Origin of the sequence: Marinobacter nitratireducens (genome assembly GCF_000708045.1) — a bacterium.
Classification (GTDB): Bacteria; Pseudomonadota; Gammaproteobacteria; order Pseudomonadales; family Oleiphilaceae; genus Marinobacter; species Marinobacter nitratireducens.
The window spans coordinates 44,034-59,805 of the sequence record NZ_ANIE01000010.1; the positions used below are offsets into that span (position 1 = coordinate 44,034).

Annotated in this window: 10 protein-coding genes; 2 read left to right on the plus strand and 8 right to left on the minus strand. The window is 57.8% G+C overall.

All coding sequences use genetic code 11. From position 1 onward, the window contains the following. Nucleotides 1–9: 9 nt before the first annotated feature. The 3 genes from ribD to glyA form a co-directional block, all read right to left on the minus strand. A complete protein-coding gene (ribD, locus tag D777_RS16840) occupies nt 10–1,125 on the minus strand; it encodes a bifunctional diaminohydroxyphosphoribosylaminopyrimidine deaminase/5-amino-6-(5-phosphoribosylamino)uracil reductase RibD (protein ID WP_036134683.1) in 1,116 nt (371 codons plus the stop codon). Then, entirely contained in the window at nt 1,122–1,640 is a 519-nt protein-coding gene (gene nrdR / locus D777_RS16845) for a transcriptional regulator NrdR (RefSeq protein WP_036134685.1), read from the minus strand. Before nrdR ends, ribD begins: the two co-directional genes overlap by 4 nt. Before the next feature lie 72 nt (nt 1,641–1,712). Continuing rightward, nucleotides 1,713–2,966 (minus strand): serine hydroxymethyltransferase, encoded by a 1,254-nt coding sequence (gene glyA, locus D777_RS16850; protein WP_036134687.1) that lies wholly within the window; start codon nt 2,964–2,966, stop codon nt 1,713–1,715. A 263-nt stretch (nt 2,967–3,229) separates the two neighbouring features. Here glyA and ettA point away from each other — a divergent pair, with 263 nt between their 5' ends. Then, nucleotides 3,230–4,891 (plus strand): energy-dependent translational throttle protein EttA, encoded by a 1,662-nt coding sequence (ettA, locus tag D777_RS16855; protein WP_036134689.1) that lies wholly within the window; start codon nt 3,230–3,232, stop codon nt 4,889–4,891. A gap of 69 nt (nt 4,892–4,960) precedes the next feature. Next, nucleotides 4,961–6,337 (plus strand): DNA repair protein RadA, encoded by a 1,377-nt coding sequence (gene radA, locus D777_RS16860; RefSeq protein ID WP_036134691.1) that lies wholly within the window; start codon nt 4,961–4,963, stop codon nt 6,335–6,337. Nucleotides 6,338–6,500: 163 nt separating this feature from the next. On the opposite strand, the gene D777_RS16865 is transcribed toward radA, so the two are convergent. The 5 genes from D777_RS16865 to D777_RS16885 form a co-directional block, all read right to left on the minus strand. Then, a complete protein-coding gene (locus D777_RS16865) occupies nt 6,501–6,869 on the minus strand; it encodes a PilZ domain-containing protein (RefSeq protein WP_036134693.1) in 369 nt (122 codons plus the stop codon). A 71-nt stretch (nt 6,870–6,940) separates the two neighbouring features. After that, a complete protein-coding gene (hemE, locus tag D777_RS16870) occupies nt 6,941–8,005 on the minus strand; it encodes a uroporphyrinogen decarboxylase (RefSeq protein WP_036134696.1) in 1,065 nt (354 codons plus the stop codon). Between the two features lie 130 nt (nt 8,006–8,135). Continuing rightward, a complete protein-coding gene (locus D777_RS16875) occupies nt 8,136–9,554 on the minus strand; it encodes an FAD-dependent oxidoreductase (RefSeq protein ID WP_036134969.1) in 1,419 nt (472 codons plus the stop codon). An 80-nt stretch (nt 9,555–9,634) separates the two neighbouring features. Beyond that, nucleotides 9,635–14,083 carry a glutamate synthase large subunit gene (gene gltB, locus D777_RS16880; RefSeq protein ID WP_036134699.1) on the minus strand — a complete coding sequence of 1,483 codons (4,449 nt, stop codon included), beginning with the start codon at nt 14,081–14,083 and terminating at the stop codon, nt 9,635–9,637. A 212-nt stretch (nt 14,084–14,295) separates the two neighbouring features. Then, entirely contained in the window at nt 14,296–15,768 is a 1,473-nt protein-coding gene (locus D777_RS16885) for an ATP-binding protein (protein ID WP_036134701.1), read from the minus strand. Nucleotides 15,769–15,772 lie beyond the last annotated feature (4 nt).

Here is a 15,772-nt window from a genome sequence, read left to right on the forward strand (position 1 = left end):
ATTTAATGATTACCGGCGTGCCAGGATCAGCCTCTGATCCTCACCCACCTGACGTCGATCCAGCACCTTCCATTGTACCTTATCTGCCATGCTTTCCAGTGGCAGGTTTGCCGTCGGTCGACCGGTGCTACCGAGAAATACCGGGGCCTGGTAGAGCCAGAGTTCGTCAACCAGGCCTTCGCTAATAAACGTTCCAGCCAGGGTCGGCCCCGCTTCCACCAACAGCTCGTTGATGCCGAGTTCGCCAAGGGCATCGAGCAATTCTGCGACATCGATGCCATTATCCTTCCACGCCACACCGGTCAGACTGATCCCAAGAGCAGCCAGATCCTGCGCCGGTGCAGTCGCCAGGGTTGAAGACGCACAAAAAACCTGGACGTTGCCGCCCCGAAGAATCTTCGACCCGGTCGGTGTGCGGGCATCCCGGTCTGCAATGACCCGCAGGGGCTGTCGGGACGGTTCGGTAGATTCCCCGATATCTCCGAGCTCTTCCCGGCGAACCGTCAACGAAGGGTCGTCAGCCAGCACCGTACCAACGCCGGTCAGAATTGCATCACTCATGGCCCGAAGCCGCTGCACATCACGCCTTGAATCGGCACCGGTTATCCACTGACTTTCACCGGAAGCCATGGCGGTACGTCCATCCAGGCTGGCCGCCATTTTCAGGCGAACCCAGGGGCGGCCGGTTTTCATGCGTTTCATGAAACCGGGATTCAACTGCCCGGCTTCATCGGACAGAAGCCCCTCGGTGACCTTGATACCTGCATCACGAAGCATGGCCAGACCACGTCCGGACACCGAGGGGTTGGGGTCCGTGGTCGCAGCGAAAACATGGGTGACTCCCGCGTCGATCAGGGCTCTCGCACAGGGCGGCGTTCGGCCGAAGTGACTGCACGGCTCAAGCGTGACATAGGCTGTTGCGCCCCGTGCATCCTGGCCCGCCTGACTCAGCGCTCGAACTTCCGCATGCGCCTCACCGGCGCGCTCGTGCCAACCCTCTCCGACGATGGTTCCGCCACGGGCGATCACGCACCCCACCCTGGGATTCGGATGTGTTGAATACTGGCCGCGCCAGGCAAGCTGAATCGCCCGCGCCATCATGGCCCGATCGCGGACCGTGATCATGACTTTCCTTTCGATGAATGGTTATCAGCCAGCGCCTTGGCAACATCAACAGCATTTTCACCGCTGTTGGCGGAAAGTCGCTCGATTTCTTCCTTGAACTCGTTGATGTCCTGAAAACTGCGATACACCGACGCAAACCGCACGTAGGCGACTTTGTCGAGCTGTCGCAGTTCCGTCATCACTTCCTCTCCGAGCTGCATGGATTTGATTTCACGCTCGCCGGTTGCCCGCAGCCGATATTTGATCCGGTTCAACGCCGCATCGATTTCCTCAATGCTGACCGGGCGCTTTTCCAGCGCCTTCATGATTCCGGAGCGCAGCTTTTCCTCATCAAACGGCTGGCGCGTGCCATCCTGCTTGACCACCCGAGGCATGACCAGCTCAGCACTCTCGAACGTGGTAAAGCGTTCGTGACAGGACAGACACTCCCTGCGGCGACGCACCTGATCGCCCTCGGCAACCAGCCGGGAATCGATCACCTTGGTATCTGCTTCACCACAGAAAGGACAATGCATAGTCAATGACTCCGGAGAGAGTTGGCGAGGGATGCACGATCGCAGACCTCGCCAACGGGACTTACGAGGCGATTAACCGTATACCGGGAACCGGGCACACAGGGCCGCAACCTGCTCACGGACACGATCATTGATGGCATCGTCTTCGAGGTTGTCGAGGATATCGCAGATCCAGCCCGCCAGATCACGGCTTTCCGACTCACCGAATCCACGAGTGGTGATCGCCGGTGTGCCAATACGCAGTCCGGAGGTCACGAACGGGGATCTGGGATCGTTCGGAACGGCATTCTTGTTGACGGTAATGTGGGCACGCCCAAGCGCGGCGTCCGCATCCTTACCCGTGATATCCTGCTTGATAAGACTAACCAGGAACAGATGGTTCTTGGTGCCGCCCGAAACCACGTCGTATCCGCGAGCCACAAACACCTCAGCCATGGCAGCGGCGTTCTTCACCACCTGCTTCTGGTAGGCCTTGAATTCGTCGCTCATGGCTTCCTTGAAGCATACAGCCTTGGCCGCTATCACATGCATCAGAGGGCCACCCTGGCCGCCCGGGAATACGGCGGAGTTCAGTTTCTTCTGAATGCCTTCATCGTCACATGCCAGGATCAGGCCGCCACGGGGACCGCGCAGGGTCTTGTGGGTGGTGGTGGCAACAACATGAGCGTGAGGAACAGGGTCCGGGTACACGCCAGCGGCTACCAGGCCGGCAACGTGGGCCATGTCGACAAACAGGTAAGCACCCACTTTATCGGCAATCTCGCGGAAACGGGCAAAATCCAGCTCCTGGGAGTACGCGGAAAAACCGGCAATAATCATCTTCGGCTTGTGCTCAACCGCCAGTGCTTCCACCTCATCGTAGTCGATCAGGCCAGTTTCCGGGTTCAGGCCATACTGCACGGCGTTATAGATCTTGCCAGAGAAGTTGACGCTGGCGCCGTGGGTCAGGTGACCACCGTGGGCCAGGCTCATGCCAAGAACGGTGTCACCCGGCTTGACCAACGCCATGAACACCGCGGAGTTTGCCTGCGAGCCCGAATGCGGCTGCACGTTGGCGTAAGCCGCGCCAAACAGCTCTTTAGCCCGCTCGATCGCCAGCTCCTCAGCGATATCCACGAACTCACAACCACCGTAGTAACGCTTACCCGGATAACCTTCGGCGTACTTGTTGGTCAGCACGCTGCCCTGTGCCTCCATAACCCGCGGGCTGGTGTAGTTCTCGGAAGCGATCAGCTCGATATGAGCTTCCTGGCGCTTCTCTTCCGCCTGCATGGCGTTCCAGAGTTCGTCGTCAAAGCCGGCGATTTTCATTTCACGATTAAACATGGATACGGTGCCCCTGTGTGCTTGGCTGGCCCGGAGAGCCCTGGACGTCACCACAGGCTCCCTGAAAAATTGGGCCGCTATTCTATCCCACAAATGGGTGAAAAATCATCCTCTAAACCGCCCCACGAGCCTCAGGAGAAACCGCCATATGGCATATCCCGGTTTCTGCTCAATTGCTATAGCCTGCTGGTTTCGCTACCTTACGGGGCTAATCCAAGAGTTCCCTTTTTTACCTCCGAATACAACAGAGGACGCCGCCAGTTATGGCTCAGTATGTATACAGTATGAACCGCGTGGGCAAAGTGGTTCCGCCCAAACGCGAAATCCTCAAGGACATTTCCCTGAGCTTCTTCCCGGGCGCCAAGATCGGCGTACTCGGCCTGAACGGTTCAGGTAAATCCACCCTCCTGCGCATTATGGCGGGAGTTGATCAGGATTACATCGGTGAAGCGCGGCCCCAGCCGGGCATCAACGTCGGCTACCTGCCTCAGGAGCCCGAACTGGACGACGCCAAAACCGTCAAGGAAGTTGTTGACGAAGCCGTCTCTGGCGTCCACGATGCCCTGGCCGAACTGGACAAGGTGTACGCCGCTTACGCCGAACCCGACGCCGACTTCGACGCATTGGCCAAGAAACAGGGTGAACTGGAAGCCTACATCCAGGCGACCGATGGCCATGACATCGAACGCAAGATGGAAGTGGCCGCCGATGCTCTCCGCCTCCCGGCCTGGGATCAGATGGTCAAAAACCTGTCCGGTGGTGAGCGCCGCCGCGTTGCCCTGTGCCGCCTGCTGCTCTCCGGCCCGGACATGCTGCTGCTCGACGAGCCGACCAACCACCTTGACGCAGAGTCCGTCGCTTGGCTCGAGCGCTTCCTTCACGACTATACTGGCACCGTGGTTGCCATCACCCACGACCGGTACTTCCTGGACAACGTCGCCGGCTGGATCCTCGAACTGGACCGTGGCCAGGGCATTCCGTTCGAAGGCAACTACAGTCAGTGGCTGGAGAACAAGGAAAAGCGCCTGGAGATGGAGGCCAAGCAGGAAGCCGCCCACCAGAAAGCCGTCAAGCACGAGCTGGAATGGGTACGATCCAACGCCAAGGGCCGCCAGTCCAAGAGCAAGGCTCGTCTCGCCCGCTTTGAGGAAATGAGTTCCCAGGACTTCCAGAAACGGAACGAAACCAATGAGCTGTACATTCCGCCCGGACCGCGCCTCGGCGACAAGGTCATCGAAGTGGATGGCATCAGCAAGTCCTTTGACGACCGCCTGCTGTACGAGGACGTATCCTTCCGCGTTCCCCAGGGGGCCATCGTCGGCATTATCGGTGGTAACGGTGCCGGTAAATCTACCCTGTTCCGCATGATCGCCGGCAAGGACCAGCCGGACTCCGGCACCATCACCGTCGGTGAAACCGTTGAGCTGGCCTACGTTGACCAAATGCGCGACCTTGACGGCAGCAAGACCGTCTGGGAAGAGCTGAGCGACGGCCAGGATATCATCAAGGTGGGTAACTACGAGACGCCATCTCGCGCCTACGTCGGCCGCTTCAACTTCAAGGGCACAGACCAGCAGAAACGCGTTGGCGACCTGTCCGGTGGTGAACGCAACCGCTTGCATCTGGCCAAGCTTCTCAAAGAAGGCGGCAACGTTCTGCTGCTGGACGAACCAACCAACGACCTCGACGTGGAAACCCTGCGAGCCCTGGAAGAAGCCTTGCTGAACTTCCCGGGTGCTGCACTGGTGATTTCGCACGACCGCTGGTTCCTTGACCGGGTCGCAACCCACATTCTGGCGTTCGAGGATGATGGCGACGTCGTGTACTTCGAAGGCAACTTCAGCGAATACGATGAAGACCACAAGAAGCGCAAAGGCGACTCCGCTATGGTGCCGCAGCGCATGAAGTACAAGAAACTGGCGTAAGCCGGACAGGGCCAGCCCGGTCGTAAGGCTGGCCCTTCTTTCCCCTCCACCCGGACATGTCTTATCCCTATGGCAAAAGCAAAAACGGCGTTTGTTTGTACCGAATGCGGTGCTGATTACTCCAAATGGCAGGGGCAATGTACAGCCTGCCAGGCGTGGAACACCGTCAGCGAGGTGCGCGGCATCAGCGGCAACGCCAAAGGCGCCCGTGGTGCCCGATTTGAGGGCTTCGCAGGCAGCCTGGCCGAGGTGCAGAGCCTGGACGACGTCAGCCTGGCCGAACAGCCGCGAATCAGTACCGGCATGCAGGAGTTTGACCGGGTTCTTGGCGGAGGTCTGGTGGAGGGATCAGCCGTCCTGATGGGGGGGCACCCTGGTGCGGGCAAGAGTACGCTATTGCTTCAAGCTGTGTGCCACCTCGCCGCCAGCACTCCAGCTCTTTATGTGACCGGTGAGGAATCTCTGCAACAAGTCGCCATGCGGGCCAAACGCCTGGGTTTACCCACGAGAGACCTGAAGATGCTTTCCGAAACCAGTGTTGAACGTGTCATGCAGGTGGCGGAATCAGAGAGGCCGAGAATCCTGGTGGTCGACAGTATTCAGGTCATGCATGTGTCGGATATTGAATCTGCCCCGGGCTCAGTTTCCCAGGTCCGCGAGAGTGCTGCATTTCTCACCCGCTTCGCCAAGCAGACAGGCACCATCCTGTTCCTGGTCGGCCACGTCACCAAAGATGGCAGCCTTGCAGGCCCGAAGGTACTGGAGCATATGATCGACTGCTCGATCCTGCTGGAAGGGTCCAGCGATAGCCGATACCGGACCCTCCGAGGGATTAAGAACCGCTTCGGTGCCGTGAATGAACTCGGCGTTTTCGCCATGGTGGAGCAAGGGCTGAAGGAAGTTAAAAACCCCAGTGCCATTTTCCTTAACCGGGGCGAAGAAGCCGCCCCAGGCAGTGTGGTTATGGTGGTCTGGGAAGGCACTCGCCCGATGCTCGTGGAAATCCAGGCCTTGGTGGACATGGCCCAGGGTAGCTATCCGCGCCGGGTAGCCGTTGGCCTGGATCAGAACCGTCTTGCGATGCTTTTGGCGGTGCTGCACCGTCATGGTGGCATGCATGTGGCGGATCAGGATGTCTTTGTGAACGTGGTTGGCGGCGTGAAGGTTGCCGAGACAAGTGCCGACCTTGCCCTCCTGGCCTCAATCGTATCGTCATTCAGGGATCGGGCACTACCGCAGGACCTGGTGATCTTCGGCGAGGTTGGACTGTCCGGAGAAATTCGGCCGGTACCCAGTGGGCAGGAAAGGATTTACGAAGCCGCAAAGCATGGTTTTACCCGGGCTCTCGTTCCGAAGGCTAACGCGCCACGAAAGGCGATTGAGGGGATGAAAGTGATTCCTGTGACAAAGCTGAGTGAGGCTCTTACGGCTCTTGAGGATCTATAAGGCCGCGTTCATTCGAGTTTACGGTGATGCTGGCTGAGTTCACTTCCAAAAATGTTGAAGGCCAGGGATGGCCGTAAACAAGCGCACATGGATGTGCTTGTAGCGGTTTTTGGAAGTGAACTCAGCCAGCATCACCTACGAAACAGTTAGGGGGCCTGCCCGCTCAATCAATCAAATGCGCAAATTCACGCTCTAGTAACGCTTGATCCCCAAGATTCAGTTCAACAAGACGCTTGAGATGGGTCGCACTCTCCAGATCAATGTACTGGCATTTGAACCCCAACCGATGCTCCTCAATGTGGCGTAACTCCACCGCCATAACAATCGCCACCTCGTGATCGTTAAGATGAATAATCACCTCACTGGGCTGCTTTAATGGCACATCCCAGCCTTCCGGACGCTTAACCAGAACGCCTTTCAACGAGATATCGAGCACTTCCGTGGTCCACACGCGGTCGAGACAGTGCAGCTCGCATGGTGCATCGAACTCGATGCGATGAAATCGACGCTTTTCAGACGACTTGGCGGTCAAGTGGTTACTCCTGTTTACCGGTCTTGTTTAACGTGACTATAGACCTGACAGGATACAACATCCACCAGAACTCACTGGTGATAAGCGGGACTCAACTCCACCACAGCCTCAATAAACGCCCGCGCATGCTCCGGATCCACGTCCGGCGTAATACCATGTCCGAGGTTAAAGATATGCCCGGTTCCGTTACCGAAGCGACGCAGGATGTCAGCCACTTCGTCACGAATACGCTCTTTCGGCGCATACAGCATTGCCGGGTCCATATTGCCCTGAAGGGCTACCCGATCGCCGACCCTCGCGCGGGCATTGCCGATATCGGTGGTCCAGTCCAGGCCGACGGCATCGGCGCCGGAATCGGCGATTGCTTCCAACCACTGGCCGCCGTTCTTGGTGAACAGGATAACCGGGATGGTCTGGCCGTCATGCTCCCGGATCAAGCCAGCGACAATTTTCTTCATATAGCGCAGCGAGAACTCTTCGTATGCCCAGCTACTGAGCACACCACCCCAGGTATCGAAGATCTGAACCGCCTGCGCACCGGCCTTGATCTGACCATTCAAGTAATCAATGACCGAATCTGCGAGATGATCAAGCAGCTGATGCATAACCTCAGGTTGCCCGTACATCAGCTTCTTGGCTTCACGGAAGTCTTTTGAGGATCCACCTTCGATCATGTAGGTGGCCAGTGTCCAGGGGCTACCGGAGAAACCGATCAGTGGCACGCGGCCATTAAGCTCACGACGAATGGTGGACACGGCGTTCATCACGTAATCCAGGTCCGTTTCCGCGTTCATCTTGGGCAGCGCGGCCACGTCGGCGGCAGAGCGAATCACGTTCTTGAACTTCGGTCCTTCACCGGTCTCAAAGTAGAGGCCCAGCCCGAGGGCATCCGGAATGGTCAAGATATCGGAGAACAGGATCGCGGCATCAAGCGGGAAACGCTCCAGCGGCTGAAGGGTCACCTCACACGCCAGCGGCGTGTTCTTGCACAGACTGAGGAAGTCGCCGGCCTTGGCCCGTGTGGCCCGATATTCCGGGAGGTAGCGGCCAGCCTGGCGCATCATCCATACCGGGGTGCGGTCAACGGGCTGGCGCATCAGGGCGCGCAGGAAGCGGTCGTTCTTCAACTCGGTCATAGGGATTCCAACGATCTCAGTCGGTGAATGGTGATCTACAATTGGGGAGCAATGATACCCCGTTTGTGACAATAAAAAAGGGCGGCATACCCTTAGGAAGCCGCCCTTCTGATCGGGATCAAGCCCGGGATCAGATATCCAGGTAGTCCAGGATGCCTTCGGCAGCCTGGCGGCCCTCCCAGATGGCCGTTACGACCAGATCAGAGCCGCGGACCATATCGCCACCGGCAAAAATTTTCGGGTTGCTGGTCTGGAACGCGTATTCCGCTTCTTCCGGCGCGGTCACACGGCCTGAATCGTCGGTATTAACCTTGAGCTCGTCGAACCAGTCCGCCGGACTCGGACGGAAGCCGAAGGCGACCAGAACTGCGTCTGCCGGGATGACTTCCTCACTGCCCGCAACCACTTCCGGACGACGGCGGCCATTTTCATCGGGCTCACCCAGTTGGGTAGAAACCACCTTAACGCCCTCAACGCGATCTTCGCCGATGATGGCGATCGGCTGACGGTTGAACAGGAACTTGACACCCTCTTCCTTGGCATTAGCCACTTCCCGACGTGAACCCGGCATATTGGCCTCATCCCGGCGATAGGCACAGGTGACACTCTCTGCCTGCTGGCGAATGGAGGTACGGTTACAGTCCATTGCAGTGTCACCACCGCCAAGAACCACAACGCGCTGTCCCTTCATATCGATAAAGTCCGCCTCGTCTTTCTCAAAGCCGAGACGACGGTTCACGTTGGAAATCAGGAACGGCAGAGCGTCGTATACCCCTGGCAGGTTTTCACCCGGGAAACCGCCCTTCATGTAGGTATAGGTTCCCATGCCCATGAACACCGCATCGTACTCGTCAATGATGTCCTGCAGCATGACGTCTGAGCCCACCTCGGTGGAAAGACGGAACTCCACGCCCATCTCTTCGAACACTTGGCGACGGCGTGACATAACGGATTTCTCAAGCTTGAACTCGGGGATGCCGAAAGTCAGCAGACCACCAATCTCCGGGTAGCGGTCAAACACAACCGGCTTAACGCCATTGCGCACGAGAATATCGGCACAACCAAGACCCGCAGGGCCAGCACCGATCACCGCAACTTTTTTGTCCGTCCATCTTACGGCAGACATATCCGGCTTCCAGCCGAGCGCGAAGGCGGTATCGGTGATGTACTTCTCAACCGAACCGATGGTGACCGCACCGTAGCCATCATTCAGGGTACAGGCACCCTCGCACAGGCGATCCTGGGGGCATACGCGGCCACAAACCTCGGGCAGTGAGTTGGTCTGGTGGCACAGCTCGACCGCCTTCATCACATTGCCCTCTGACACCAGTTTCAGCCAGTTCGGAATGTAATTGTGAACCGGGCACTTCCACTCGCAGTAGGGGTTACCGCAGGCCAGACAACGGTGTGCCTGGGAACCGGCGTTATCCGCTGTAAACGGATGGTAGATCTCACCAAATTCTTTCTTTCGCTTGTTGGCCGGTACCTTCTTCGGATCGATTCGTCCAACTTCGACAAACTGGAAGTCGTTACTCAGTCGTTCTTTCATCATGATGCTCTCATCAGCTCAATTTCGACAGGAGTGGGCCGCCTTGGCGCACCCACTCCGAACCCTGTTCACCCGGCTTGTTATTCAGGACGCGCCCGGGTACTGGCCAGCAGGCTACGGAGATTGGCAGCCTTGGGTTTAACCAGCCAGAAACGGCCGATGTAATCGTCGAAATTCTCAAGAATGTGCTCAGCCCACTCACTGCCGGTTTCGGAGATATGCTCGCGAATCACACCACGCAGGTGGTTACGGTAGGATTCCATGTCCTCACTGGAAATCCGCTGGATCTCCACCAACTCGTGGTTGTACTTGTCCACGAAGGTGTTGTGCAAATCCATGACGTAGGCGAAACCACCCGTCATACCGGCACCAAAGTTGTGCCCGGTGTTACCGAGAACAGTCACCAGACCACCGGTCATGTACTCACAGCAGTGATCGCCAGCGCCCTCGACAACAGCGTGGGCACCGGAGTTGCGGACCGCGAAACGCTCACCCGCGGTTCCCGCGGCAAACAGTTTGCCGCCGGTGGCACCGTACAGGCAGGTGTTACCGACAATGGACGTCTCGTTGGTCTTGAAGGAGCTGCCACGGGGCGGCTTAACGACCAGTTTGCCACCGGTCATCCCTTTGCCCACGTAGTCGTTGGCATCGCCTTCGAGCACCAGGTTCAGGCCGGAGACGTTCCAGACACCAAAGCTCTGCCCGGCAGTGCCGGTGAGATCAAGGGTAATCGGGGCGTCGGACATTCCCTGATTGCCGTGCTTGGCAGCAATTTCACCGGACAAGCGGGCACCAATGGAGCGGTCACAGTTCGTGACCTTGTAGGTCCAGGCGCCACCACTCTTCTCGGCAATCGCCGCCGCGGTATCCTTCACCATCTGTTCAGCCAGGGTTCCCTGATCAAACGGGTGGTTGCGCTCGACCTGGCAGGTTTGAGGCTTGTCGGCCGGAATGTGGTCATTAGACAACAACCGAGTGAGATCCAGCTTCTTCTGACGCTCGGTATCGCCAGGAAGACGTTCCAGCAAATCGACACGACCAACCAGCTCTTCCATGGAGCGCACACCCAGACGGGCCATCCATTCGCGGGTTTCCTCCGCCACAAAGCGGAAGAAGTTCATCGCCATTTCGACGGTGCCCTTGAAGTGCTCCTCACGCAGATGGTCGTTCTGGGTCGCGACACCGGTTGCACAGTTGTTCAGGTGACAGATACGCAGGTATTTACAACCCAGCGCCACCATAGGCGTGGTGCCGAAGCCGAAGCTTTCCGCGCCGAGGATCGCCCCCTTGACCACATCCAGACCGGTTTTGATACCACCGTCTGTCTGCAGACGAATCTTGCCACGCAGGTCGTTAGCCCGAAGCGCCTGCTGGGTTTCCGTCAGCCCAAGCTCCCAGGGGGAGCCAGCGTAGCGGATTGACGTCAGCGGGCTGGCTGCCGTGCCGCCGTCATAGCCGGAAACCGTGATCAGATCGGCATAGGCCTTGGCCACACCCGCAGCGATAGTGCCAACGCCCGGCTCAGAAACCAGTTTTACAGAAACCAGTGCCTTTGGATTCACCTGCTTCAGATCGAAAATCAGCTGGGCCAGATCCTCGATGGAGTAGATGTCGTGGTGCGGTGGCGGCGAGATCAGCGTCACACCCGGCACCGAGTACCGCAGGCGTGCAATCAGATCATTAACCTTACCGCCGGGCAGCTGGCCGCCCTCACCCGGCTTGGCACCCTGTGCAACCTTGATCTGCATGACATCAGCGCTGCGCAGGTATTCCGCGGTCACGCCGAAACGGCCAGAAGCCACCTGCTTGATCTTGGAGCGTTTGTTCGTGCCGTAGCGCGCGGCATCTTCGCCGCCCTCACCGGAGTTTGAACGACCGCCGAGGGTATTCATGGCAACAGCCAGTGCTTCGTGAGCCTCAGGGGACAGCGCGCCGAGAGACATTGCGGCGGAGTCAAAGCGCGGGAAAATATTCTCCACCGGCTCAACTTCAGAGATATCAATCGGCGTAATGTCTTTACGGAACCCGATCAGGTCACGCAGAGTCGCCACCGGCCGCTCGTTTACCAGCCCGGCGTACTCCTGATAATGCCCATAGTCGCCGGAGATCACGGCATCCTGAAGCTTGCCAACAACATCCGGGTTGAATGCATGGTATTCCTGCCCATGCACATACTTCAGCAGACCACCCTGACTGATCGGCTTACGCGGTTTCCAGGCAACGTTCGCGAGCTGCTCCTGGTCCTGCTGGAAGTCATAGAAATCAGCGCCCTGGATGCGACACGGCACACCCTTGAAGCACAGATCCGCCACTTCGTCTGCCAGACCAATAGCCTCAAACAGCTGAGCACCACGGTAAGACGTGATGGTCGAGATGCCCATCTTGGAGAGAATCTTGAGCAGCCCCTTGTTGATACCCTTGCGATAGTTGTTCTTCGCTTCAATCGGATCCATCAACACTTCGCCAGTACGAATCAGGTCATTGAGCACCTGATAGGCAAGGTACGGATACACTGCGGTAGCACCAAAACCAAACAGGACCGCGAAGTGGTGCGGGTCACGGGCCCAGCCGGTTTCGACAATGATGTTGGAGTCACAACGCAGACCGACCGCAACCAGATGATGGTGCACAGCACCGGTGGCCATCATGGCATTGACCGGCAGTTCGCCTTCCTTGAGATCCTTATCGGTGAGGATCAACAGAACCTTGTTGTCCCGAACCGCCTGTTCAGCCTCGGCACAAACACGGCGAACTGCCTGTTCCAGCCCCTCTTCCGGACGATAGCTCATGCTGATACGGGCGACTTCAAATCCGGGGCGCTCGTTGTTTGCGATGCGAAGGAATTTCGCAGGCGACAGTACCGGCGTAGTCAGGATAATCCGGTCTGCATGTTCAGCGGTCTCTTCAAAGACGTTGCGCTCGGCCCCCAGACAGGTCTCCAGGGACATAACGATCGACTCACGAAGCGGATCAATCGCTGGGTTTGTCACCTGGGCGAATTTCTGGCGGAAGTAGTCCGCAACGTGCCGGACCCTGCTGGACAGAACGGCCATCGGTGTATCGTCCCCCATGGAACCAACAGCTTCCTGGCCGTTTTCGGCCAGGGGACGCAACACTTGGTCCCGCTCTTCAAAGGACACCATGAACATCTTCTGGTGCACCAGCAGCTCCTCAGAATCCATCAGCTTGAATTCCGGGGTATCCTGATTGAGCGTGGTTTCAACCCTGAGGGCGTTTTCACGCAACCAGCGCTTGTATGGCTGGGACGACTTCAAGCGTTGATCCACGTCCTTGGTGTGCAGCACTTCACCGGACTCGGTATCGATCGCCAGCATCTGACCGGGCCCGACACGGCCCTTGGCAACCACATCATCAGGCTCATAGCCATAGGTGCCGATCTCGGATGCCAGCGTGATGAAATCATCCTTGGTAATAACCCAGCGAGCCGGACGCAGACCGTTTCGATCAAGCATGCAGACCGCATAGCGGCCGTCGGACATTACCAGCCCGGCCGGGCCATCCCACGGCTCCATGTGCATGGAGTTGTACTCGTAGAAGGCACGCAGTTCGGAATCCATGCTGTCCACGTTCTGCCACGCAGGCGGAATCATCATCCGCACCGCACGGAACAGATCAACACCGCCAGCCAGCAGAATTTCCAGCATGTTATCCATGCTTGAAGAGTCGGAACCGGTGAGGTTCACCAGCGGCTGCAAGGTTTGCAGGTCTGGCAGATCCGGTGAGCTAAACTTGGCCGCCCGGGCAATCGCCCAGTTCCGGTTACCATCGATGGTGTTAATCTCACCGTTGTGCGCGAGGTAGCGGAACGGCTGCGCCAGGGGCCAGCGGGGCATCGTGTTGGTGGAAAAGCGCTGGTGGAACACGCAAATAGCCGTCTGCAGATCGGGGTCACCCAGATCCTTGTAGAAATTCGCAAGGTCGGCCGGCATCATCAGACCCTTATAGGCCAGTGTGCGGTGAGACAGACTACAGATATAGAACTCGGAATCGTCCGCCATATCACGCTCAGCGTGACGTCGGCCTACGAACAGACTGATCGCAAATTCTTTTTCGGCCTTGCCGGCAGGAACAACGAAAACCTGCTCGATACGCGGCAGGCAGTCGAGTGCCATGGGCCCCAGGCAGCTGTCGTCTACCGGGACTTCACGCCAGCCCAAGATTTCCAGACCTTCATCGGTCAGGCGTTTCTCAATAGCAGCCCGACCGGCCGCCGCCTTGTTTTCATCCGGGTTCAGGAAAACCTGGCCAACAGCAAACAGTTCTCCGGGCTCCTTGCCGAATGCTGCCTTCGCGGCCTTTCGCAAAAAGGCATCCGGGCTCTGAATCAGCAGGCCACAACCATCGCCGGTCTTTCCGTCTGCAGCGATACCACCTCGGTGGGTCATGCAGGTCAGCGACTCGATGGCAGTTTGCAACAATTTGTGGCTGGCCTCGCCCTTCATGTGGGCAATCAGACCGAATCCACAGTTGTCCCTGAACTCGTCGGGATGATACAAACCTGTCATCATAAGCGTTCTCTCGCGTAGAAATGCTTTTCAATCAGAGGGTTATCCGGCCTCAAGCCGACCCAGCACCCTCTGACACTGAAAATGGGGGCTGGCTATTTTACACACGTAGAAATACGTACTCAAATCGAAGCGGTATTACTTTGGCAGGCTAAGCACGCAAATAAGCGGCCAAAAACTTATAGAACAACAACTTATTTCAAAATTTGGGAAAATCACAGCCCTGCGGTAGAGCGAACCCACACTCCCCGCTCCCTGATTTTATCGGGCAACCCCGAGACCGCCTCAGCAGCAGCGGCCTTGGTTGGGAACGAGCCATAGAGTACCATAAACCAGTCCTCACCTTTACGCTCGCCCCTTGTATACACAAGGCCAGCCAACTCAGGATAGCGTTCAAGAACATTGACGGCTGTGTTTTCGAGCTTTCCGGCAATGACCTGAATTGTCCATCGGTTATCGCCCCGGATTTGTGCAACAGGCTGGAACCTGTCAGGCACCGCCGGGGAGAACTGCAGAACCTCCTCAGCTGGCTCTGGCTCTGGCTCTGGCTCTGGCTCTGGCTCTGGCTCTGGCTCTGGCTCTGGCTCTGGCTCTGGCTCTGTAAGAGTGAGCTCTTTGGACTCAACATCAAGAGCCCCGCTCTCATCAGGCGCAGCGGCGATAACGTCCGCCTCAGACCGGACCTCAAGCACCTCGTCGTGATTAGCAACCGCTTCAGATATGGCTTCCGGCCCCACCGTCACGCTTTTACGTACGGGCTCGCTGACAACAACAGCCCTACCTTCGTTGGCCATGGAGCTGTCATATTGCCTGGCCACAAACATCCACGAGAGCCCCAAAAGGACAAGCGCAGCCACAGGCCACTTGCTTTTCGACAACAGCGATAACGGGGTCGATACTTTCGCACCGGCATGCCTGGGAACCATATCGAGCCAGACGCTCGGCGTAACGCGCTTCACCCCCGAAAATGTGCCCTGCCCCAGGTCACGGATACGGGAAAGTTTTCCGGCACTCAACAACTGGCTTGCCTTCCCTCCAGCCTGATGGACCCTTGGCTCAAGGAATGCAAAAACGTCTTTCTCGGTTAAAGGCGGCAGATGTATCTGGTGAACATTCGCTGAACTCTCGTCACCCCCTAAGGCCTTTACGAGCTCGTCTGTTCCAGAAAAAACAGGAACAGCGGCAGAGCCTTTTTCAGCCGCAAGAAACGCGGCGAGTATCAAGCGCAGGACCTCAGCAGGTGCACGATCCCCGTCGTCAATCAAAAGAACTTGGCGCCGCCCTTTCCGCGCCTGAGCCTCGGTCCAGCGAAAGAAACGATAGACGGCATCCCGCGCACTGGCAGGCTCCCCAATAGCGGTGCGGGCAAGAGAACCCAAATACCGGGCAAGTGCCTGCGCGCTGGTCAGCGCAGCAGACGGAACGCGATGAAAATCCAGTCGGGACGACTCACTCCGGACCAGCTCAGCAAGCAAACGGGTTTTACCGGCTCCGGGTGCACCTGTCAGAAGAAGAGCCAGGTCGCCAAAACCGCAAAGGTGACGCAAAGATTCGAGTGCATGCTGGCGCATGGCATCCGGAAAAAACGGCGCTTCCATTTCCAGCGGATTTGAACGCAATCCGTAACGCTGCTGCAGCCTGGGAAACAAGCCGCCGCTATCCAGACTGTTCAGGGGCTCATCCGTCACACGC